This window comes from Flavobacterium anhuiense (genome assembly GCF_900101855.1).
GTDB lineage: Bacteria > Bacteroidota > Bacteroidia > Flavobacteriales > Flavobacteriaceae > Flavobacterium > Flavobacterium anhuiense.
In genome coordinates, this window is the sequence record NZ_FMVC01000007.1 from 70,879 (window position 1) to 93,150 (window position 22,272).

A 22,272-nucleotide genomic window follows, 5' to 3' on the forward strand; every position below is an offset into this window, starting at 1 on the left:
TGTTTTAAAGTTTATGATCTGAACTGCAGAAATTATCTCTGTAACTGAATTTCCACAGTTTAGAATCTTTTGTTTTACTAATTCGTGCTAGCTTTATCAAGGATCTTTACTACCCTGATATTATCAACTGCTGCTCGGAAATCTCCAGGCGCCGGAGTGGAGGCATCGTTAATAATAAAAAAGTTGATGCCGCCTGTACCAGAACTGCCAACCAATTGGGTTAAGCTTGCTGCTGAATCGCCTGTTCCTTCTTTATTGTCCTTTTTAGTGCGGAACTCTGTTAAAGGAATCGTTACAGTAGTCCATTTACCTTCTGTAGTAACACCTTTGCCTCCAGTAGTTTTCCAAGGTTCGTATCTCGCCAAATAGGTCCAATTATAATCTTTTACAATAAAAATTGAACTGCCTTTCCAATTTCCTGCAACATTAATTTCGAATTTTAACGCAAACTGACTAAGGTCTAATGCTAAATCATTAGGCTGAATCCAATGCTGGGCCTGCTCAATGTTAATGCATCTTCCGTTTTCCCACCAAGAGCCATTTCCTGCACTCAACGCGCCTGGATTTAAAATAGGATATACGCCTCTACTGTTTGGAAAATCTGGATCATTGTCGCTGGTTGAAGTTCCCCAAGACATGCTGCCTATAGTATCGAAATTGCAAATCATGCCTGTACTGAGATCATTCACATTAAATAATGTCGCAATTTCACCTGATGCTGTAGTAATTTTTAAAGGCCCGCTACTTGCAGCATCTGGCATTACAAAACTGACTGAAGTTCCGTCATCTGAACCTGTAAATTCCTGCACGGACACGCCAGCAAAAATCAGCTCGCGGATCTGAAACAAATTTGTTCCATATACAACCACCTCTTCTCCCGGCAGCGCATTTTCATTTGAAATACGGTCTAGCGCTGGTGGTCCCGCCACTATATCAATATCAAAAACCACTTTTCCTTTTGGCGTAACAAGCTCAATGGTGTTTAAATCATTTTCCGCAACTGATGGAAATGGAATCACTGCCGGCACTTGTACCACTGCGTAGTTATCGGCAAACAACCCCCCGTTAAAATCGACCGCAATACCGTTGAAGGCAATCTTTACCGCATCTTTTAAATGAGATCCTTTTAAGACAACCCACTGTCCCGGAACCAGTTTATTCACCAATGTGTCATTGGGAGCTGCAGCATAATTGCGCACCTCCGTGATAACCGGTCCAGAACCCGAATCTTCATCATTATTGCAGGACGCCAACAAGGCTGCAAAAAACATCATGCCTGCAAAAAGCAAGCGATTAAAACTATTATCTAATATTTTTATCATAACTGTCATTATTTATAGTATGGAACTGACGGTTCATTTAACTTAGGGTTCACCACAACTTCTGTTGTCGGAAGCTGCAGGGTAAAAGTAGCAGAGGTTGCAGGCGATATCGTTCCAATAGGATCGTTTGGCGTTGCAGTTTTCGAATCCTTATCATAATCAAACAGTACTCTCTGCTGGCTGCTTAAAAGTTGCACTGCTTTTTGGGGATTATAATACGAGAGTCTTACCAAATCATACCAATATTGTCCCTCGCAGGCAAATTCTACTCGTCTTTCGTTAAGAATAATATCTTCATTAATCGAGGTAAGAGGATCCACACCTGCGCGTGTTCTCACTTTATTAAAATATAGCAGCGCATCAGCATCACTTGTTGAAACATCATTCCCAAGCACCGCTTCTGCATACACCAGATATACATCTGCAAGTCTCAAAAGGGCATTATGCTCAATAGATCCTAAGTACGACATCGCAGGTGAATTATTGTCGGCTTCATTCCCAATGATATGCTTTTTCATTCCAGGAGAGGTTGCCGTATAACCGCCTCCCGCAGCATTAAGCTCAGGATAATGATCTCCTGGAAGCATAAAACTTGCTTTTCTGCGGACAGAATCCTGCTCTGTATAAGCTAAATACAGATCATAGCTCACGCCTGGAGATCCCCATGCTCCTCCTTTTTGAGGATTAATGTCATTGCTTGGCGAGTAAGTAAGTAAATGGTTGCCGTGCATCCATTCTGTAGTAGCAGACCATTGCAGTGCAAAAAGCGATTCCTGATTGTCGTTAAACTTGGTTTTAAAAAGATCTGCATAACTAGGAAGCAGAGTTAATCCGCTATTTGCGATAACATCTTTGGCATACTTTTTAGCCTGATTCAAATATTCTTGATTGCGGCTTCCTCCAGTCTGGCCTACACCTGCTCTAGTCAGGTAGACCTTGCTTAACATTCCTTTAGCTGACCATGATGTAACTCGGCCTGGCTGATCGGTTTTAGGCAGGTTTTCTGCTGCAAAAGTTAGATCTTCGATTACAAATCTATACACATCCTCTATTTTGTTTTTATTGACTAGAGGGGATTTTATCAGTTTGGTATTATCTTCTATAATTGGCACTTCACCCCAAAGCATGGCCAAATGGTAATAAGCCATTGCACGTATGAATCTTGCTTCGGCTATCGCCGCATTTTTATCTGTGGCCGATACTGATAAAGGTGTTTTCTCATTAATAGCGTTAATAGTCGTATTGCAATGTGCCACTATAATGTAAAGTGCTGCCCAGCCCGTTGTTAAACGTCCGTTGGATCCTGAAAGAGTAAAAGTATTAAGCTGTACCAGATCTGAACCCTGATATTGAAGAATAAGATTCCCACTCAATATGTCTCCTAAAGGCAGGTATGCCGTATTATTCCATTGTGCCCAGATTTTGCCGCCGTATAATGCCGCTGTGGCTAAACGAAGCTCTTCTTTGGTCTGGTAAAAATTTTCTGTGCTTATCTCTGATTGCGATGGACGATCAAGAAAATCGTCTTGGCACCCAACAAGCACTGCTGAAGCCAGCAGGCTTAGAATGATATTTTTATAAATAGCCTTCATAATGTTCTGTTTCATTTTTAGTTAGTTAATCCCAGATTAAGTCCAAATGTAAAAGTTCGGGATTGCGGATAGAAACCATTATCAATTCCCGCCTGCAAAGGATTCCATGAACCTACCTCAGGATCCATTCCCGTATAGCTGGTAATTAAAAAAGGATTGCTGACATTCACATAAAGTCTTAGCGAACTTATATGTATTTTTTTCATCATCTCACTTGGAAAAGAATAGCCTAAAGTCATGTTTCTGCATCTTATAAAAGAGCCATTCTCTACATATCGATCAGAAAAACGGTTGTTTCTGTTGCTGTCATTGTTTTTTAGTCCTACAATTGAAGTCTCAGGATTGGTCACATACACATTATTGACATCTGAAGCTGAACCGTTAGGATCAATTAAGGCTAATACAGCGTGATCTTTTAAAGACTTCAAATAGCCGTTATTGGTAAGCGGGTTGTCTCCATTGATTCTCATTCCATTCACAACCTCACTGCCTTGATTGGCGGTAAAGAAAATATTCAGATCAAAACCTTTGTACGTAAAAGTATTTCCAAGTCCAAACTGAAAATCCGGAACAGGCGAACCTAAAAATGTCTGGTCTTTTTCGGTGATTACGCCATCTCCGTTAAGATCCTTAAATTTAAGATCTCCATACCATACTCCGCCAGAATTGGGAGTAATTGGCAGCACTGTTCCATCTGTATTGGTTGGCAGTGCATGATTTTTAAAATCGTCTGCTGTAGCAAATACACCGTCCACTTTATAACCGTAGAATGCTCCTATTGAACCGCCTACTATAGTTCTAGACACAACATCTCCTCCATAGTATCCTGGAAGGAAAGCTCCATCAGTATTTAATTTCATTACCTTATTTTTATTATGAGATAAAGTAAAATCGGTAGTCCATGTAAAATCTCCACGTTCCATGTTTTTTGAACTCAAATGAAGATCTATACCTCTGTTGCGAACCTGTCCAATATTTACATAAGGAGCATTGATGGCTCCGGGAGAATACCCCACAATAGTTCCCGAATATAGCGGAAGAGGAATCTGCATAAGCAATCCATCAGTCATACGGTTATAAACATCGACAGATAAATTAAGTTTCCATCCAAACAGCGCAGCATCAAGACCTATATTCCCATATTTTGTTTTTTCCCATTCAACCCCTGGATTTGCTATATTGGTAGTCATTTGCGCGTTGCCTGAAAGACCTGTAGATACCGACTCTAAAGTTGACAGATAGGCATTGTTTCTGACATTCTGATTGTTGGTAAGGCCATATCCTGTCCTTAACTTTAATTCATTGACTATTTTAGAGCCTTTTAAGAATTTCTCATTGTTTAATTTCCATGCAAATGCTCCAGAATATGTGGTTACCCAGCGGTTGTCAGGAGCAAATTTTGAAGAGCCGTCAGCACGGATATTTGCGGTAAAGAGGTATTTGTCATCATAGATGAAATTCAAACGTCCGAAGTACGATTCCAGTGCGCTGTCTCCTTTTGTACCGCCATTGGTAGCAGTAGTGATATCTCCGCTTCCGATATTGGTTACATTATTAGAAATGAAATTTCTTCTTCCTGCAGAAACATTTTCAAACTGTGTCAGCTGCGCTTCATGTCCTAAAAGGGCATTGATATTATATTTTTTATTAAAAACCTTTGAGTAAGTGAAAAAACTTCTAAATGTGGTAAAATAGTCTTGATTGTAAGAATAAAAAGCTTCATTGGTCAATTTTTCAGCCAGTCCAAATTTATAGGTTGGGCTAAACCTGTCTTCTGTTTTATACAGAAAATTGCCTGAGATCTCATTACGGAAAGAAAAGTCTTTTGAAAAAGCGATATCTAAATAAAGATTTCCAAAAAACTGATTTCTCTTCGGATTATTTTTATTGATAAGTGCCAATGCATAAGGATTCACACGTTTTGCAATCCATCCTTCGCTGCTTTCTTCCCCTGCAAAACTTCCGTCGGCATTTCTTACGGGAATGTCCGGTGTCTGGCTAAGAGCTTCCTGAATAACGTTGGATCCAGTAGAATTCACATTTTCGTCAATATGAGTCAGCTGCAGGCTTGTTCCTATCTTAAGCCAATTTGTTGTTTTATTATCCAAGTTCAATCGCACTGATGCTCTAGTAAATTCAGACCCCAAGGCTATTCCTTCCTGATTAAAATATGAACCTGATAGCAAATACTGTGTTTTTTCTGAACCTCCGCTTAAAGTAAGGACATGATTTGTGACAGGAGCTTTGCGAAACAATTCTTCCTGCCAATTGGTTCCCTCCCCTAAATAATTCGGATTAGCAAACTCTGGTCTTTCGTCAAAACCCCATACCTCTGCCCTTTGATTAATAAATGTGGCATATTCCCTTAAATTCATAGTCGGATACTGCTTGATTAGCTCTTGAAATCCCGTTGAAACCTCATAAGTAATTTTAGTAGCACCTTCCTTACCTCTTTTTGTAGTAATCACAATTACGCCATTTGTAGCTTGTGAACCATAAATTGCGGTTGCCGAAGCATCTTTCAAGACATCCACCGATTCAATGTCTGAAGGATTTATGGTCGCCAATGGATTTGTGCCGTTCCCGCCATCAAAACTTTGGCCAATGATAACCCCGTCTATTACATACAAAGGTGAGCTGCTACCAAACGAAGACATGCCTCGTATCTGTATGTTTACACCTCCTCCAGGCTGTCCTGAGGTCTGCTGCACAACTACACCGGCAACTTTTCCCTGGAGCGCCTGGTCAAAAGTAACAGGCTGTGTCCTGCGGAGTTCGTCTCCACTGACAGAGGATATGGCTCCTGTAAGATCTTTCCGCTTGGCTTTTCCGTATCCGATTACCACTACTTCGTTTAGCGCTTTTAAATCCTCTTTCAATTTGATTGTGAGCTGCTCATCGGTAATTTTCACCTCCTCCTTGACAAAACCCAGATAGCTAAATACAACAGTTTCACCTATTCTTGCTGTAATGGCAAAACCTCCATCGGCATCTGTTGCTGTTTTCTGATTTGTTCCTTTAAGCTGGACATTCACCCCAAAAAGAGGTTGCCCATCTGTTTCTGATGTGACAGTTCCCTTAATTTTTTTCTGGTCAGAATTTTGGGCTGATGCCAATCCGGCATACAATAGCATCGCTATTATGATGCCTGCATTAAAAAGACTGCAGTTGCGCTTTTTAATGCATCGCATTTTTTTTTCATTCATAATTTGGTTGGTTAGGTATTAGTTAATAAGCTGGTTTGCCTCTTTAGAAAAATCCTTAGAGACAGGGAACAAATTAACAATAAAGACTAGCCAAACTATGGTTCTATTTGTATCAGAAAAAGGGTCTAATTGTAATCATTGCAGAACTTATGATAAAAAAAAGCTGCTATTTATTTTATTAAAATATTTTATATCTTAATTTTTTATGATATTATCAATACAGAATACTAAATCAATGATACCCGAGGAAAGCAGCTCATGCAAAAGAATTCGTAATATGCCCGTTATAAGACATAAGACTGGGTTTAACAGATAAAACGTCAGCAATTCCAAAAACGCAATCTTTAAAAAACTAAACTGCCATTTCAATAATTTTTTTATCTTTGTTGCTAAGATATTTAGCAAATGAGAGAAATTAACATGTCGGATTTATTGTTAAGGTTTCAGGCTGCGAGCAGAAAATATTCTGATGCATCTGCATTCATGCATGCTGCGATCGCACAAAAAGCGGGGCTTTCGGGAACCGACCACAAATACTTAGGGCTTATTCTTCCTTACGAATCTATAACCGCGGGAGAAATTTCAAAACTTACGGGTTTAAGCACAGGTGCCGTAACGGGATTAATAGACCGATTGGAAAAAATGAAGCTTGTGGAAAGGCATTTCACCAAAGAAGACCGAAGAAAAGTCATCATTGTTCCAAATGTCGAAAACAGCATGAAACTTCTCAAGCCGTTTTTTGATGAACTCCAGCAGAAAACTATGGCATTGCTTGCCACTTTTTCAGAAGAGCAGATCAAAACTATAGAAAGCTATTTTATTAAAGCGGCAGCCATAATGGAAGAAACAAAAGATAATTTAAACAAAAAATAACATGGAAGGTCTTACTGCAAATTACCTGACTAGAGCTGAAATATGGCTCTGCATTACCACGCTTATCTACTTTTTAATGAATGGCGCACAGATTTTCGAAACTCTGGTTTTTGTGCCTAAATGGACCGAATCGGCGCCTGAAAATTTTAAGCTTCTGCTTGATGGAAAAGGCTCAAGCCTGAAAGTTTTCTGGATTATATTTCATTCTCTGCATGAAATCGCCTTTATCCTTGCCATTATTTTCTGCTGGAAAATTGACCCTGTCAGAAACTGGCTTTTAGTTTTATTTGCTGCACATTTTGCAGTTAGAGCATGGACGCTCTCCTATTTTGCGCCAAACATCATTGATTTTCAAAAAATAGCAGAAAACCCTTCACTTGCAAAAGATCTTGCAGAGCGAACTTCCCTTTGGCAGACGCTCAATTATATCAGGGTCATTATATTTCTTGTCATTTCCTGCGCATTAATTCCCTTGTGCATTAAATTATTCAGTCTAAGAGCATAACAAAAGGCAGTGTAGATTTACACTGCCTTTTGTTTTATGACTATTTCGGTTCCTTTTTTATCACTGCACTGGTATTTTATAAAAAGCGCAGTTTAGAAAACACTCATGCTTCTAATGCCGCTTATTTTTTGTTTTTGCTTATCGCAAAGGCTGAAAATACATCATTTGTCGCACATAATGCTTCAAATTTATTATTGAGAATTCTTCGCTAAAAGTACATTTACAGCCTTTAATTTTCTGTCCATGCCATCTAAAATGATTTTTTGGCATTGAATATAAACTGCACAGAAAAACAGCATTAGAAAGAAACCTTATTTAATCTCAATAATAAAATTAAAACCACAATGATGAAAAAGCAAATTAAACGATATGCATTTTTACTGCTGATTGTTTATGGAACCAATTACGGACAGACAAAAAAATATCTTGACCCAACCAAACCGATAGAAGAGAGAATTTCCCTTTTGATGAAAGAAATGACATTGGAAGAAAAGGTTGGCCAAATGAATCAGTATAACGGTTCATGGGATGTTACTGGACCTAAACCAGAATCCGGCTCTAATGAAGAAAAATATAATAACTTAAAAAAAGGATGGGTAGGCTCTATGCTAACCGTTCGAGGCGTAAAAGAAGTAAGAGCCGTGCAAAAAATTGCTGTTGAAGAAACCCGTCTTGGAATACCGCTTCTTTTTGGTTTTGATGTCATACACGGCTACAAAACCTTAAGCCCTATTCCGTTGGCGGAAGCTGCCAGCTGGGATTTGGAAGCCATTAAAAATTCGGCTAGCGTAGCCGCTTTGGAAGCTTCTGCATCTGGATTAAATTGGACTTTTGCACCTAATGTAGATATCTCAAATGATGCTAGATGGGGAAGAGTTATGGAAGGCGCCGGTGAAGATCCTTATTTGGGAAGTAAAATTGCCAAAGCAAGAGTTAAAGGTTTTCAAGGCGAGCGTTTTGACCATACTAAAATCATTGCCTGTGCAAAACATTTTGCCGGTTATGGTTTTGTAGAAGCAGGCCGAGATTACAACAGCGTAGATATGAGCAATTCTAAATTGTACAATACGGTGCTGCCTCCTTTTAAAGCGGCAAGCGATGCAGGAATCCGCACTTTTATGAATTCATTTAATACCTTAAACGGAATTCCCGCGACTGGAAATGTTTTTTTACAGAGAGATATTCTAAAAGGCGAATGGGGATTTAAAGGATTCGTGGTTTCTGATTGGGCTTCAATAGCCGAAATGATTACTCACGGCTACGCAGCAGATGGTGCGGATGCGGCTAAAAAAGCGGCTCTCGCAGGTTCTGATATGGATATGGAATCGAATATATATGTTACAGAACTGGCTAAACTGGTAAAAAAGGGATCGGTAAAAGAAAGCGTGATTGATGATGCCGTGCGCAGAATCCTTCGCGTGAAATTTGAACTAGGTCTTTTTGACGACCCATATAAATATTGTGATGAAGCTCGCGAAAAATCAAATATAGGCAGCAAGGCAAACAACGACGATGTTCTGGATATGGCCAAAAAATCGATTGTGCTATTAAAAAACGATAAAAATATTCTGCCTTTAAAAAAGTCAGGCGCTAAAATTGCTTTAATCGGCGCTTTGGCCAATGATAAAAATAGTCCTCTGGGCAGCTGGAGAATTGCCGCAGATGATAATACTGCGGTATCGGTTCTGGAAGGAATGCAGCAATATAAAAACAGCGCATTAGTTTATGAAAAAGGGACTGATGTTGCTACCAACAAACAATCCTTTTTAGACGAAGTAAAAGTCAATACCACTGACTTTTCTGGATTTGAAGCGGCAAAAAAAGCGGCGAAAGAGGCCGAAATTGTGGTAATGGTACTAGGCGAAATAGGTTTTCAAAGCGGTGAAGCGCGCAGCAGAACAGAATTAGGGCTGCCAGGCAATCAGCAGCAACTATTGGAGGAAATTTATAAAGTAAACCCAAATATTGTTTTAGTCTTAAACAACGGACGTCCTTTGTCTATACCTTGGGCGGCAGAACATATTCCTGCTATTGTTGAAGCTTGGCAACTAGGAACACAATCTGGAAATGCGATTGCGCAGGTTTTGTACGGAGACTATAATCCGAGTGGCAAGCTGCCAATGTCTTTTCCAAGAAAAGTAGGCCAATGCCCTATCTATTACAATCTGTACAATACGGGAAGACCTACAGACAAAGACAATAATGTTTTCTGGTCGCACTATTCTGATGTCGAAAAAACTCCTTTATACCCATTCGGTTACGGATTAAGCTATACTTCTTTTGACTATAAAAACCTGAAGATTTCAAAAGCTTCTTTCCAAAAAGGAGAAAAAATAGAAGTTTCTGTTGATGTGACCAATACAGGTAATTTTGATGGGAAAGAAATCGTCCAGCTTTATATAAATGATCCTGTTGCCAGCATTGCAAGACCTGTAAAAGAATTAAAAGGTTTTGAGCTTGTCGAATTAAAAAAGGGAGAAACCAAAACAGTTCAATTCACATTGACAAATAATGAACTTGGATTCTACGACAACAACGGTAAATTTTTAGTTGAATCTGGCCAATTTAATATTATGGTGGGCTGGAATTCTAATAATGGCCTTAACAGTAAATTTGAGCTAAAATAAAATCACAAAAATAAAGCCCAAAAGGATTATTCTGTCTTAACAAGAATCGAATATCTTTTATTTTTTTATATCCTGAGTACGATAATTCCTTAATAAGGTTCATAATCGTACTCAGGATTTTGGCAATAAGACAGATTTGAATAAAAAAAAATAAGTGTTCAAATTAGTTTTATTAATATTGTTACCCATATCCTGAAAAATCCACTTAAATAAACCGGATAATGCATACTGTTACATCTAAATGAAAAAGACAACTTATATCCTTTTATTCTTTTTAAGCATTGCAAACCCGCTGTTTTCGCAAGGCAAATTTGACAGCTACCAGTTTAGGAGCATACAAGAAACTGCATCAAAACGAGCTGTTTCTTCTATCATTCAGGATAAAAATGATTTTATATGGATTGGTACAAGTGGTGCTGGTCTGTATAGATACGATGGCGTAAATTATTTCGGATATAAATACGATAACAAACCCGGCTCGGTAAACAGCAACTTTATTTATTCGACGTTTATCGATTCCAAAAATAATCTTTGGGTGGGCACCGATCAGGGTTTATGCTTATATAACAGAGATTTGGACAACTTTACCCGAATCAATATTGAAGATGCCATAACACAGGGATACACGCAGCCTATTACGATAAAAACAATTATTGAAGACAATAATGGCAATCTATACTTAGGCGCTTACGGTTTTGGATTATTCAAACTTAACATAAAAACTCTAAAAGCTTCTCTGGTGCATTCAAAAGTGCTGGACAAGCCCAATTTTCTGATAAAATCTTCGGTTAAAAACAAACAGGGAATTATTTATTTAGGAACCAGTTACGGACTTTTAGAAATTGACACCAATGGAAAAGCCAAACAGGTTTATAAAGACAAATTTAAACGAGAACCTCTAACTAACGACATTGAAAGTCTTGTTATAGATAAATTTGGATACCTATGGATGGGCACAACCGAAAACGGACTCATAAAAATCAAGCCTGAAACAGATAATTATCAGTTTGAAAACTATGCCATTACCAAAAATAAGATCCTATCAATCGTACAAAGCAGTTTGGGTTACATTGTCTGCGGCACTGAAAATGACGGATTACTGGTTGTGAACTATAAGGGAGAAGTGCTGAAAAAATACCTGCACAGCAAGTACAATAGTGCCAGCTTAAAATCCAATTCGGTTTGGTCCTTGTACGAGGACAGAGAAAAAAGATTGTGGCTAGGATATTTCAATAAGGGACTTGGCGTTTTTGACAAGCCAAATAATAAATTCAATTCTCTTGAATCGCTTGCTAACAATGAAAATTCCCTACAGACAAGTTATGTCACTTCGGTTGCAAAAGACAAAAAAGGAAACCTGCTTATCAGTAACGAAGGAGGCGGACTTGACATATATAACCTTGCCAATAAAAGCTTTATTCATGTAAATAAAACAAATCAAAGTTACTACTCTGGTTTAGATGCTGTCGATATTCAAGTCATTTTTATAGACAGCAGGCAAAACATCTGGCTTGGAAGCTGGGACCGCGGCATCTACTTTTTAAAAAACGGAACTTCCAGATTTGTCAACTATAATACAGCAAATACACCTGGATTAAAATCAAATCGAATTTTTAGTTTTTCAGAAGATTCAAAAGGCAGAATCTGGATCGGAACTTTTATAAAAGGACTGCATTATTTTGATAATAAAAACAACACATTTGTGCATTGCGATTCTGAGCCATTTGTTAAAAACGGTTTAGATAATGCTTTTATCCGTAAAGTTTTTGTGGATTCTGATAATGTTTTGTGGGTCGGCACTATCTTAGGATTATATCAGATCAATATAAAGGACGAGTCTGGATTTAAAGTAACAAAAATGCGAGATGCCATGTTTGGCGGCATTAATAAAAACAATAGCATTCAGATTATTTTATCTATTTATGAATCTAATGATAAAACAATTTGGATAGGAACAGATACTCAAGGGCTGTTTAGCTACAATAAAAAAAACAAGACATTCTCCAATTATGATGATTTTCCTGGATTTGACGAAAAATCAATTCGTGCTATAATTTCAGACAATAATGGCGCTTTATGGCTAAGCGGCGGATCTGGGCTTACAAAACTTGATCTTAAAAACCGAAAAAGCACCAACTTTAATAAAGATGATGGTCTTATTGATAACGATTTTAACAACAATGCTGTTTATAAAGACGGGAACGGAGAACTTTATTTTGGAGGTTATGAAGGAGTAAATTATTTTAATCCAAACGAAATTAAAAAAGCTGAAAAAGCCCCACGCCTTTATTTCAGTGATTTTAAATTATTCAATAAATCAGTAAAGCCAAATGAAGAGGGCTCGCCATTAAGCAAAGTAATTTCGCAGACTAAAGAAATTACACTTAATTACACGCAGTCTGTTTTTACAATCGAATATGTGGGAATCAATTATAATTATTCTAAGAAAAACCAATACGCCTATTATCTCGAAGGTTTTGAAAAAGACTGGAACTATGTAGGAAATAACAGAACAGCAACCTATACCAATCTGGCGCCGGGAAACTATACCTTTAAAGTAAAATCGGCCAACGCGGACGGCACTTGGAGCGGCAATCAATTAGAACTGAAAATAAAAGTGCTTCCTCCGTGGTGGAAAACCATTTGGGCTTATTTAATCTATTCTTCTATTTTAATTTTCCTGATCCTGTATCTTAACAAGATCTATCAAAACCGTTTCAAAGCGAAACAGGCTATCATTCTGGAAAAGGAAAAGAACATTCAATTGGAGAAATTAAACAATAAAAAACTGCAGTTTTTCACCAATATCTCACATGAATTCAGAACTCCTTTAACACTGATTATCAACCCACTAGAAGACATTTTAAAAAGTAAAAAAATATCTCCAGAGATATACAACAAACTAAAAATAGTGCACAAAAGCTCTGATAGGCTCTCTAGACTAATTAATGAGCTTATGGACTTTAATAAATTAGAGTTTAATAAAATTTCGCTTCAAGCCAAGAAAGTTGAAGTTGTATCGTTTACAGAAGCCGTTATAGGCTACTTTTATGAAGAAGCTTCTGCTCGAAACATTGCTGTTAATTTTGAATCGCCTGTAGACGAGCTCGAAGATTGGCTGGATCCCAAAATGCTGGAAAAAATACTGTTTAATATTATTTCGAATGCATTTAAATTTACGCCTGATAATGGTTCGATTCATATTTCCATAAACACATCAGAGACCGAAAATGAATTGATTATCGACGGAAATAAAGTGCCATCATTTTCAATAACCATTGCAGATACAGGTTCGGGAATACGAAAAAAAGATTTAAACAAAATTTTTGACCGTTTTTACCAAGTCAATAATCTCAATAAGGAATACTACGGAAGCACAGGCATTGGCTTGGAGGTTGTAAAGGAATTTGTCGAACTTCATAAAGGAAAAATTGAAGTTGAAAGCCAACTTGGGCAAGGCACAAGCTTTAAAATAACTTTTCCACTAGGAAGCTCGCTATATAAAGGAAGTGAGATTATTGATCAGAAATATAAAATAGAGCACAAAAACGAACTTTTATCTGAACCTGTTCAAAATGAAATAGAATATAATTCTGAGACAGAAACTCAAAAAGCATATACCATTTTAATTGTAGAAGACAATACAGAACTGAGAAACTATTTAAAAGAGGAACTTAGCAAGTCATACAAAGTAATTACAGCAGAAAACGGCCAAAAAGGTTACGATCTTGCTGTACAGAAATTGCCTGATTTAATCATAACCGATGTCATTATGCCAGTCATGGACGGACTTGAACTGTGCAAGAAAATAAAAGGCGATTTAAAAACAAGCCATATTCCTTTATTGATGCTTTCCGCCAAAGCAATGGTGAAAGACCGACTGGAAGGCATCGATTCTGGCGCTGACATGTATTTAAGCAAACCATTTGAACTGGATATTCTAAAATCGAGTCTGGCGCAGCTTATCACTAGCAGACAGATTATGTTTAAGAAATTTTACAGTGGCATCACTAAACAAGGAAAAGAAAAAACAACGTCGCTTGATAATGATTTCATTCAGAAAATTCTACATTTCATTAATGAGAACATCAGCGAACCTGAATTAACTGTCGAACTCCTTTCTTCTAAAATCTTTTTAAGCAGAAGCCAGCTCTATCGAAAAATAAAAACCTTAACAGGTGTTTCTGTCAATGAATTTATCCGAAATGTACGATTAGAAAAAGCAAAACAGCTGATTGAACAAGGCAATAATAATATCAACGAAATAAGCTTCAAAGTTGGTTTTACTTCTCCCTCCTATTTTGCCAAATGCTATAAAATCAAATATGGCCATTTGCCCACTCAGGAAAAAAGAACGAAAGAATAGCAAAATATCCATATTAAACATCAAATGGCAGAGAGCTTCGGTTTAAACCGAAGCTTTTTTTTTGTCAGTGATTTTTTTCAAAATCTAAGCTTTTAATTTTCAACTGAAAATCAGTATATAAAAATTAAACCCTTAATATTTTAAACAAACAATATTTTTTAGGTAAAAAAATTAGCAATATCTCAGCACAGGTAATAATGCATTTAGGGTGTTATTTTACCCATTATAGGGGTTTAGACGTTTTTTTTGCATCATCTGTTGCAGAATATGCATCATCTGTTCTACAATGCAACTCCTCTAGAATCTACTTTCGTTAAGAAATATTTAAGAAAAAGTTCTGCTGTCCAAACTTCTAATAATTATCTGGCAAAAGATCCAATTTTTAAAATGTTTTCTTAAAACTTAACGAATTACTAATTATTTCAATTTAAACTAAACAACCAAACTTTATGCAGAAAAAAACATTGAAAAGACTATTGTGCTTAATAGTATGCTTGTGGGGAAATTTTTTCTTCGCTCAAACTGTTAAAGGTAAAGTAACATCGGGAGGAAACAGTCTTCCAGGCGTTAGTGTAATAGTACAGGGAACCAAAAATGGAACAGTCACGGATTTTGACGGTACATTCGTATTGAATAATATTGAACCAAAAGCAATGCTGCTTTTCACTTATATAGGATACAAAAATTTAATCCTTGAAGCTAAACCGAATATGCAGGTGGTGATGGTGAGCGACCTCGAAAAACTAAACGAAGTGGTGGTTATCGGATACGGGACATCAAAAAGAAAAGACATAAATGGTGCAGTATCTTCTATTAAAGCTTCTGAAATTCAGGATAAGCCTTTTATTTCCATTGATCAGGCTCTTGTGGGTAAAGCCGCAGGTGTGAATGTTACGCAGAACTCCGGTACTCCAGGTGGGGGAATCTCGGTTCAGATTCGAGGAATTACCTCTATTAACGGGAATGAGCCTTTATATGTGATCGACGGAACACCTGTTTTTGCAGACAAGAACAATGATTCCTTTTCGTTTAGCGCTCTAGGCGGAGGAAACGGACAGACTAAAAATTCTGCTTTGTCTGGATTGAATATTTCAGATATAGAAACAATCGATATCTTAAAAGACGCTTCTGCAACAGCGATATATGGATCAAGCGGTGCAAATGGAGTGGTTTTGATTACTACTAAAAAAGGAAAAAAGGGAAAATCTAAATTTACATACGAAACCTACTTAGGGACACAACAAATAAACAATACGGTTGATGTTTTAAACCTGCCCCAATATGCGGCTTATCAGGCAAAAATCTACAAGTTAAATGGTGAGCCTGTTCCTTATCAGTATCAAAAACCTAATTTGCTTGGAAATGGTACAAATTGGCAAGATGAACTTTTCAGAACGGCAACCATGTACAATCACCAGCTTTCTTTCTCTGGAGAAAAAGATGGAACACGCTTTTACACTTCTTTAAATTATTTTGATCAGGAAGGTATTGTTTTAAACTCAGATTTCAACAGATTAGCAATGCGTTTAAATGTAGATTCTAATATAAAATCTTGGCTTAAAATTGGTAACAATCTGTCGATAAGCAAATCATCTCAGCAAGTGGTAAGAAATGATGACAGAGGAGGATTGGTTATGAATGCCTTAAGACAGTCTCCTGAGTTACCAGTTAGAGCTGCAGATGGTTCTTATGCGGGACCAACATCTGGTTTGGGATCATCGGCAAATGAAGCCACTAACCCGATTGCCTTATCTGAATACAATAATGCCACTACAGAAAGATTCAAAATCAATGGAAATCTATTTGCTGATTTTACTATTTTAAAAGGATTGGTTTTCCGATCAGAATTAGGATACGATTTGAATTTCTCAAAAAACAGCACTTTTGTGCCTAAATATACTTTAGGAAACGTAACTGAACTTTTAAATAAATCGTTCAAACAGCAAGATCAGAGCTATTACTGGAATATCAAAAACTATTTGACATATAACAAAACGCTAAACGAGAAACATAATTTTACTTTTTTACTAGGCCAGGAAGCACAGGAAAGCTATTATGAATATTTAAGCGGTTACAGAACAGGCGATTTCCTAAATAAAGATTTCACCAATCTTAATATCGGTGATATTGCCACTGCCCTAAACGGAAACGGTTCTGGACGCTGGTCTATGACATCGTATATTTCAAGATTAAATTACAGTTTTTCTGACCGATACTCTTTTTCTGCTTCCTTAAGAGCAGATGCTTCGTCTAACTTTGGACCAAACCACAAATGGGGATATTTTCCTTCATTTTCAGGAGGATGGACAGTGAGCAACGAAAAATTCTTTGAGCCTTTGTCAAAAAGCATCAATTATCTGAAATTAAAAGCTGGATACGGTCTTGTAGGAAATCAAAACATTCCGGCAAACAGATACCAAACTATTTTATCGCTACTAGCATCGCCATTTGGTGGGGTTTCGCCAACGATCGATAATTTAGGAAATCCAGACATAAAATGGGAATCTCTTAAATCTTTCAATACTGGTTTTGAACTGGCAATGCTTAACAACAGAGTAAAATTAGATTTTGATTATTACATTAAAAATTCTTCAGATTTCTTGACCAAACAAATCAACGATGAATCCAATCAAAGTGCGCTTAATTATTATTTGAATACAGGTGAAATTGTAACCAAAGGGATTGAGCTCACTTTAAATACAAGAAATATCGTTACAGAAAATTTTAACTGGGATACAACGATCATTTTTTCAAAATACAATAATGAATTGACTCGTTTTCAAGGTCAGGGCAAATCATTGTTGGGAAAAGTGCAGTTTGATTTATACAATGTTACCAGAACTACCGAAGGACAGCCAGTAGGACAATTTTATGGCTATGTAACAGATGGCTTGTTTAAAAATGCCGCAGAACTGGCAGCTGGACCAATTCAAGAAGCAGGAACAGGCGTGGGAGACATTCGATTTAAAGATCTTAATGGTGACGGAAAAATAGACAGTAAAGACCAGACAGCCATAGGAGATGCCATTCCTGATTTTACCTACGCTATTACGAATAACCTGAGATACAAAAACTTCAATTTTTCGGTTTCTTTAACAGGAAGCCAAGGCAACAAGATCTACAACTTTACGCGCCATTATATTGATGGCATTTATCCTGGTTTTGGAGACCGATTTGGAAACGTAAGCACACAGGCCATGCAGGCTTTTGAACCTGGAGTGAATGAAAATACCGATGTTCCTAGAATTACGCTTAATGATCCAAATGGCAATGGAAGAATTTCGAACAGATTTGTTGAAGACGGTTCTTATTTAAGAATCCAGAATGTTTCTTTAAGCTACGATCTGACAAATAAGATTTTCGACAATTCCATTATATCTAAAGTAAGATTGTATGCAAACGTTCAAAACTTGTACACGTTTACAAAATATACCGGATTTGATCCAGCTCTTGGAAACCTAGACCAGAATATAACACTGAGCGGTATAGACTTAGGGCGTTATCCTGTGCCAAGAATAACTTCTATAGGGGTAAATTTAGAATTCTAAGCTTTATAAAAACACATCCAACTTAATGACTTGCAGTTATTAACATAAAAATATAGTTATGAAAAAACTTTTTAAACTTTTTTTGATGGGAATGCTTATACCATTGCTGTCTTTATTTTCCTGCTCAGATGAGTTTTTGAATGCACCATCTGAAAATCAATTAACGCCAAGCGATCTGCCTGAAGGCGTTACCGCTTTTGACGGAATCGCCGAGAGCTTGTACTTTAAGCCTTGGTTTGCCTTTAACGACAAATTCCTTATTGCCGTAGGAGATATGTACGCTGGAAACGCTTTTACCTTTGATGGTGCTTATGCACAGTTTAAAGATGCTCAGGTAACATCTCAAAATCCGATTCTTACAGAAGGATATGTAGCCTTGTTTTCGGTTATCGACCAGTCTAATAACTTAATGAGTCTGGTTGAAGCCAGAAAAAACGAACTTCCTGAGGCTTCTTATAAAAATGCTATTGCCATATCAAGATTCATGAGGGCTAATGCCTATTTCTATTTGGTTAGAACTTTCGGAGCCGTGCCTATCATTAATAAAGCGGGATCGGCAGCACAGCCAAAAAGAAATCTTGTTGAAGATGTTTACAAATTCATCAAGCAGGATTTAGAATACGCGGCAGAAAATTTACCGGAAAAAGGATTAAAGAAAGGTTACGTGACTAAATATGCCGCAATGGGAATTTTAGCCAAAGTGCATCTGACTTTAAATGAATATGCTGAATGTGCTGCTTTAACCCAGAAAATTATCGGAAATCAGTATACTTTAATTCAAGAATACGGAAATCTGTTTAGCAGTCCAGAAAATAATAACAGTGCAGAAAGCATGTTTGCTCTTCAATGGAAAGCTATTGCTACAGAATGGGGAACGCAAAACACCAATCAGGCGTATATTGTTCCAGGAGGCACAGGAATTACAGGCGGTGGTGACGGATGGGGAGTTTACCTTCCTTCTATTTCTCTGCAAAATGGATTTGAGCCAAAAGATATCAGAAAGAAAAGCACGATCATGACGGATGGCGATTTTTACCCTGAATTATTAAAAAGTCAAGGCGGTTTTACCTATAAAAAAATATACTCTTCTACGGCGGCTAATTTTAGAAAATATATAGTAGGATCTGCTGCAGAAAGAAACGATGTGTTCTTTATGAGAACTTCTCAAAACACGATTATTTTAAGATATTCCGATATTTTATTGATGAATTCTGAGGCAATTATGGCTGGAGCACCTTCCACTACTTCAGCAGCGGCTTTAAGTTCTTTTAACGAAGTAAGAAAAAGAGCAGGATTGCCAATTAAAACAGTACTTACAAGAGATGAGCTTTTTAATGAAAGAAGAATTGAATTTGCTTTGGAAGGCCAATATTTCTTCGATTTAAAACGCCGCGGTCTGGCTGAAGCAACTGCGATTATCTCGCAACAGGAAGTAGGCTTTTATTCTGATGATGCCAGAACAGAACTGGTTTCAAGAAAAATAACGCCTGGCAGCAATTATTTTGAACTTCCATTGCCTCAGTCTGCCATAGATACCAATCCATCATTATTAGAAGCTCCGGTTCCTTTTAACTTTAATAACTAAACTATGATCAATACAATAAAATATAGCATTCTACTACTTTTTGCGCTGGTTTCTTTTACAGCCTGCCAGAATGATGATGCAACTAGCGCAAACATAGATGCAATGGTTGCCGAACCGGGAGATTTACTAAATCAGGCCTTTCCAAACAATAAAGTAAGAGTTGAAGGAGAAGGTTTAACGGGACTAAAAAAGATTACACTCGATAATACTATTAATATTGCTTTTAATCCTAATTACAATTCAGACAAATCGTTTATTTTCACTATTCCTTTTGATGAAAAACTAGGAAGCAGATTTGGAGTACAGCCTATTACCTTTACAACGGCGTCGGGTTCTGTGACTAAAAACATCGAGATTTTACAGCCTGTTCCAACAATTACCAAAACCACTCCTGCCGTTGCAACTCCAGGATTTCCGTTAGAAATTGAAGGCACTTGGTTTTATAATATTTCCTCAATTACCCTAGCAGGAAAAGCGGTAAGTTATACAGTAAAATCGTCTTCTTCAATTATTATCGGTTTACCTGCAAATGCAGTTTCTGGATCAGAACTTGCCATTACTACACCTGGAGGAACAGCAAAAAAGACAATTGATTTTGCAACAATTATTCTAGTATCTGATTTTGACGGAAATGGTCTTAGAAAAGATTGGACATCTTATGGCGATGTAGAAAGCTTTAATACTAGTACTTCTGGCGGGCCAACAGGAAATTACACCACACTGGTTTGGGCCGGTTCTATTGCCAATGGCTACAACGGCAGCAGTGGCGGCGGAGGAGCTAGTTTCTTAAGCGCTTCTAATACAGACGCCACAAAAGCTTATATTGATATTGACGTAAGTGCAAATGTTGTGGGTGCACAATTTGCAATCCAGTTAAATACTATTGACGGAGTAAATTATGGCTATAATTTTAAAATTACAGATGTAAACTGGACTACAAAAACTATATCAATTGCTGATTTTAAAGACAATTACGGTTTTGGATCAAATACAGCTGCAAATTTAAATCCATCTAAAATCAACGAAATTAAAGTTGGAATTGCTCAGGGTGATACCCCTAACCCTAGCGCCATTAAATTTGACAATATAAAAATACGTTACCAATAATCTGAAATTTAATTTAAAGAGGCTGTGACCTAAAAACAGCCTCTTATATTAAATCGAAAAAACAATCATAAACAAGAATATTCTTTTCAAAAAGAATGTCCATAATACAAACAGTATGAAAAGTAAATTTTTATTAATGCTGGCCAGCCTCGTCTTTTTTTTAAATGCATGCTCGAAAGACGATAACGAAACTGTTGAAACTCTAGAAACGCCAGTTGCCAATGCTCCAAAAGATGTAAATGATCATGGTTTTAAAGCAAAGTGGAATTATGTTTCCTATTCTAAAAGTTATCTTTTAGATGTTTCTACCGACGAAAATTTCACCTCTATTCTGCCAAATTATAATGCAAAAACTGTAACTGACTTAAACGAAGTCGTAGTAGGTTTAACTGGAGGAACGCAATATTATTACAGAGTGAGAGCTAAAAACGAAACTCAGATTTCAGATTATTCAAATGTAATTAGTGTTGTTACAACAGGCTCAAGCGGTATTCCTGAAGATCCCACTTTTTTAAAGGTAAAAGTAAATAAACTAGCCAATCCGTTTTTTGTTGGTATGGCGATAAAGGCTTCACAATTGATAAACGGAAGTCCTTATGATGTTATTTTGAAAAATGAATTCAGCAGCATTTCTGCTGAATACGAAATGAAAATGGATCAGATCTCAACTGCAAGCGGTGTTTACAACTGGACTGTAGCCGATAAAATTGTGGCTTACGGAAATGCCAATAACATCAATGTGCACGGCCATGCTTTGGTTTGGCATAATGCAGTGCCGCAGTGGCTAAAAGATTTTTCTGGCACAAATGCCGAATTTGCTGCAGAAGTAAAAAAATACATTACAGATGTAGTAACACATTATGCAGGCAAAGTTAAATCTTGGGATGTGGTTAACGAAGCTGTAGATGACAGTGGTGCCATGAGAAATACTATTTTCTTGCAGCGAATGGGGCCTAATTATGTGAAAGACTGTTTTCAATGGGCTAGAAATGCCGCAATTGCTGCTGGTGATGCTTCTTTATTATTATTCTATAATGATTACGCTACCTCAACTAATACAGCAAAACAAGACAAGGTTTTTAGTTTACTGGATGATCTAAAAGCTGCTAAAGTTGTTGACGGTGTAGGTTTTCAAATGCACAATACCTATTTAAGCCCAACTAAAGCACAAATAGAAGCAGATCTTAACAAAGCAGTAGCAAAAGGCTTAAAAATTCATGTTTCGGAATTGGATATACAAGTAAACCAGTTTAATGATATTTCGACTTTTACAAATGAAAGAAGATTGGCTCAAAAAGCAAAATATAAAGAGATGGTGCAACTCTATAATGCTCTTCCAGCGGCAAATAAATACGCTTTGACAATTTGGGGAATGAGAGATAATGAATCATGGATTCCGTTCAGCACTGAACTGAATCACCCTGGCAATGACTGGCCTTTATTGTACGATTCTAATTTTGCGGTTAAAAGCTCGCACACCGGATTTTTAGAAGGTTTAGATTAAAGCAAAACAAATTTGAATTAGATCGGCAGACATCTGC

Annotated in this window: 11 protein-coding genes; 8 read left to right on the forward strand and 3 right to left on the reverse strand. The window is 37.1% G+C overall.

What is annotated here, in order from left to right; all coding sequences use genetic code 11:
• Nucleotides 1-77: 77 nt before the first annotated feature.
• Genes BLP44_RS18180 through BLP44_RS18190 form a run of 3 tightly spaced genes read right to left on the reverse strand, consistent with a single transcriptional unit; the run spans nt 78 to nt 6,120 of the window.
• Nucleotides 78-1,322 carry a glycan-binding surface protein gene (locus BLP44_RS18180; protein WP_139159222.1) on the reverse strand — a complete coding sequence of 415 codons (1,245 nt, stop codon included), beginning with the start codon at nt 1,320-1,322 and terminating at the stop codon, nt 78-80.
• An 8-nt stretch (nt 1,323-1,330) separates the two neighbouring features.
• Entirely contained in the window at nt 1,331-2,929 is a 1,599-nt protein-coding gene (locus tag BLP44_RS18185; RefSeq protein ID WP_244511810.1) for a RagB/SusD family nutrient uptake outer membrane protein, read from the reverse strand.
• Between the two features lie 2 nt (nt 2,930-2,931).
• Nucleotides 2,932-6,120 carry a SusC/RagA family TonB-linked outer membrane protein gene (locus tag BLP44_RS18190; RefSeq protein WP_091134985.1) on the reverse strand — a complete coding sequence of 1,063 codons (3,189 nt, stop codon included), beginning with the start codon at nt 6,118-6,120 and terminating at the stop codon, nt 2,932-2,934.
• A gap of 405 nt (nt 6,121-6,525) precedes the next feature.
• On the opposite strand from BLP44_RS18190, the gene BLP44_RS18195 reads away from it, so the two are divergent.
• The 8 genes from BLP44_RS18195 (at nt 6,526) to BLP44_RS18230 (ending at nt 22,235) form a co-directional block, all read left to right on the forward strand.
• Nucleotides 6,526-6,993 carry a MarR family winged helix-turn-helix transcriptional regulator gene (locus tag BLP44_RS18195; RefSeq protein WP_091134987.1) on the forward strand — a complete coding sequence of 156 codons (468 nt, stop codon included), beginning with the start codon at nt 6,526-6,528 and terminating at the stop codon, nt 6,991-6,993.
• A gap of 1 nt (nt 6,994) precedes the next feature.
• Complete coding sequence (locus tag BLP44_RS18200) at nt 6,995-7,498, forward strand: transposase (RefSeq protein ID WP_091134989.1); 504 nt, start codon at nt 6,995-6,997, stop codon at nt 7,496-7,498.
• Between the two features lie 347 nt (nt 7,499-7,845).
• Nucleotides 7,846-10,125 carry a beta-glucosidase BglX gene (gene bglX, locus BLP44_RS18205; protein WP_091135291.1) on the forward strand — a complete coding sequence of 760 codons (2,280 nt, stop codon included), beginning with the start codon at nt 7,846-7,848 and terminating at the stop codon, nt 10,123-10,125.
• A 241-nt stretch (nt 10,126-10,366) separates the two neighbouring features.
• Entirely contained in the window at nt 10,367-14,491 is a 4,125-nt protein-coding gene (locus BLP44_RS18210; protein WP_091134991.1) for a hybrid sensor histidine kinase/response regulator transcription factor, read from the forward strand.
• 449 nt (nt 14,492-14,940) lie between these two features.
• Nucleotides 14,941-18,039 (forward strand): SusC/RagA family TonB-linked outer membrane protein, encoded by a 3,099-nt coding sequence (locus BLP44_RS18215; protein ID WP_091134993.1) that lies wholly within the window; start codon nt 14,941-14,943, stop codon nt 18,037-18,039.
• A 58-nt stretch (nt 18,040-18,097) separates the two neighbouring features.
• Nucleotides 18,098-19,624 carry a RagB/SusD family nutrient uptake outer membrane protein gene (locus tag BLP44_RS18220; protein WP_091134995.1) on the forward strand — a complete coding sequence of 509 codons (1,527 nt, stop codon included), beginning with the start codon at nt 18,098-18,100 and terminating at the stop codon, nt 19,622-19,624.
• Between the two features lie 3 nt (nt 19,625-19,627).
• Nucleotides 19,628-20,731 carry a CIA30 family protein gene (locus BLP44_RS18225; RefSeq protein WP_091134998.1) on the forward strand — a complete coding sequence of 368 codons (1,104 nt, stop codon included), beginning with the start codon at nt 19,628-19,630 and terminating at the stop codon, nt 20,729-20,731.
• 115 nt (nt 20,732-20,846) lie between these two features.
• Nucleotides 20,847-22,235 carry an endo-1,4-beta-xylanase gene (locus BLP44_RS18230; protein ID WP_091135000.1) on the forward strand — a complete coding sequence of 463 codons (1,389 nt, stop codon included), beginning with the start codon at nt 20,847-20,849 and terminating at the stop codon, nt 22,233-22,235.
• Nucleotides 22,236-22,272 lie beyond the last annotated feature (37 nt).

Excerpts from the sequence above, each read along its gene's own strand:
- BLP44_RS18180 (WP_139159222.1), bottom strand. The coding sequence starts at position 1,322 with ATGATAAAAATATTAGATAATAGTTTTAATCGCTTGCTTTTTGCAGGC.
- BLP44_RS18185 (WP_244511810.1), bottom strand. The coding sequence starts at position 2,929 with ATGAAACAGAACATTATGAAGGCTATTTATAAAAATATCATTCTAAGC.
- BLP44_RS18190 (WP_091134985.1), bottom strand. The coding sequence starts at position 6,120 with ATGAATGAAAAAAAAATGCGATGCATTAAAAAGCGCAACTGCAGTCTT.
- BLP44_RS18195 (WP_091134987.1), top strand. The coding sequence starts at position 6,526 with ATGAGAGAAATTAACATGTCGGATTTATTGTTAAGGTTTCAGGCTGCG.
- BLP44_RS18200 (WP_091134989.1), top strand. The coding sequence starts at position 6,995 with ATGGAAGGTCTTACTGCAAATTACCTGACTAGAGCTGAAATATGGCTC.
- bglX (WP_091135291.1), top strand. The coding sequence starts at position 7,846 with ATGAAAAAGCAAATTAAACGATATGCATTTTTACTGCTGATTGTTTAT.
- BLP44_RS18210 (WP_091134991.1), top strand. The coding sequence starts at position 10,367 with ATGAAAAAGACAACTTATATCCTTTTATTCTTTTTAAGCATTGCAAAC.
- BLP44_RS18215 (WP_091134993.1), top strand. The coding sequence starts at position 14,941 with ATGCAGAAAAAAACATTGAAAAGACTATTGTGCTTAATAGTATGCTTG.
- BLP44_RS18220 (WP_091134995.1), top strand. The coding sequence starts at position 18,098 with ATGAAAAAACTTTTTAAACTTTTTTTGATGGGAATGCTTATACCATTG.
- BLP44_RS18225 (WP_091134998.1), top strand. The coding sequence starts at position 19,628 with ATGATCAATACAATAAAATATAGCATTCTACTACTTTTTGCGCTGGTT.
- BLP44_RS18230 (WP_091135000.1), top strand. The coding sequence starts at position 20,847 with ATGAAAAGTAAATTTTTATTAATGCTGGCCAGCCTCGTCTTTTTTTTA.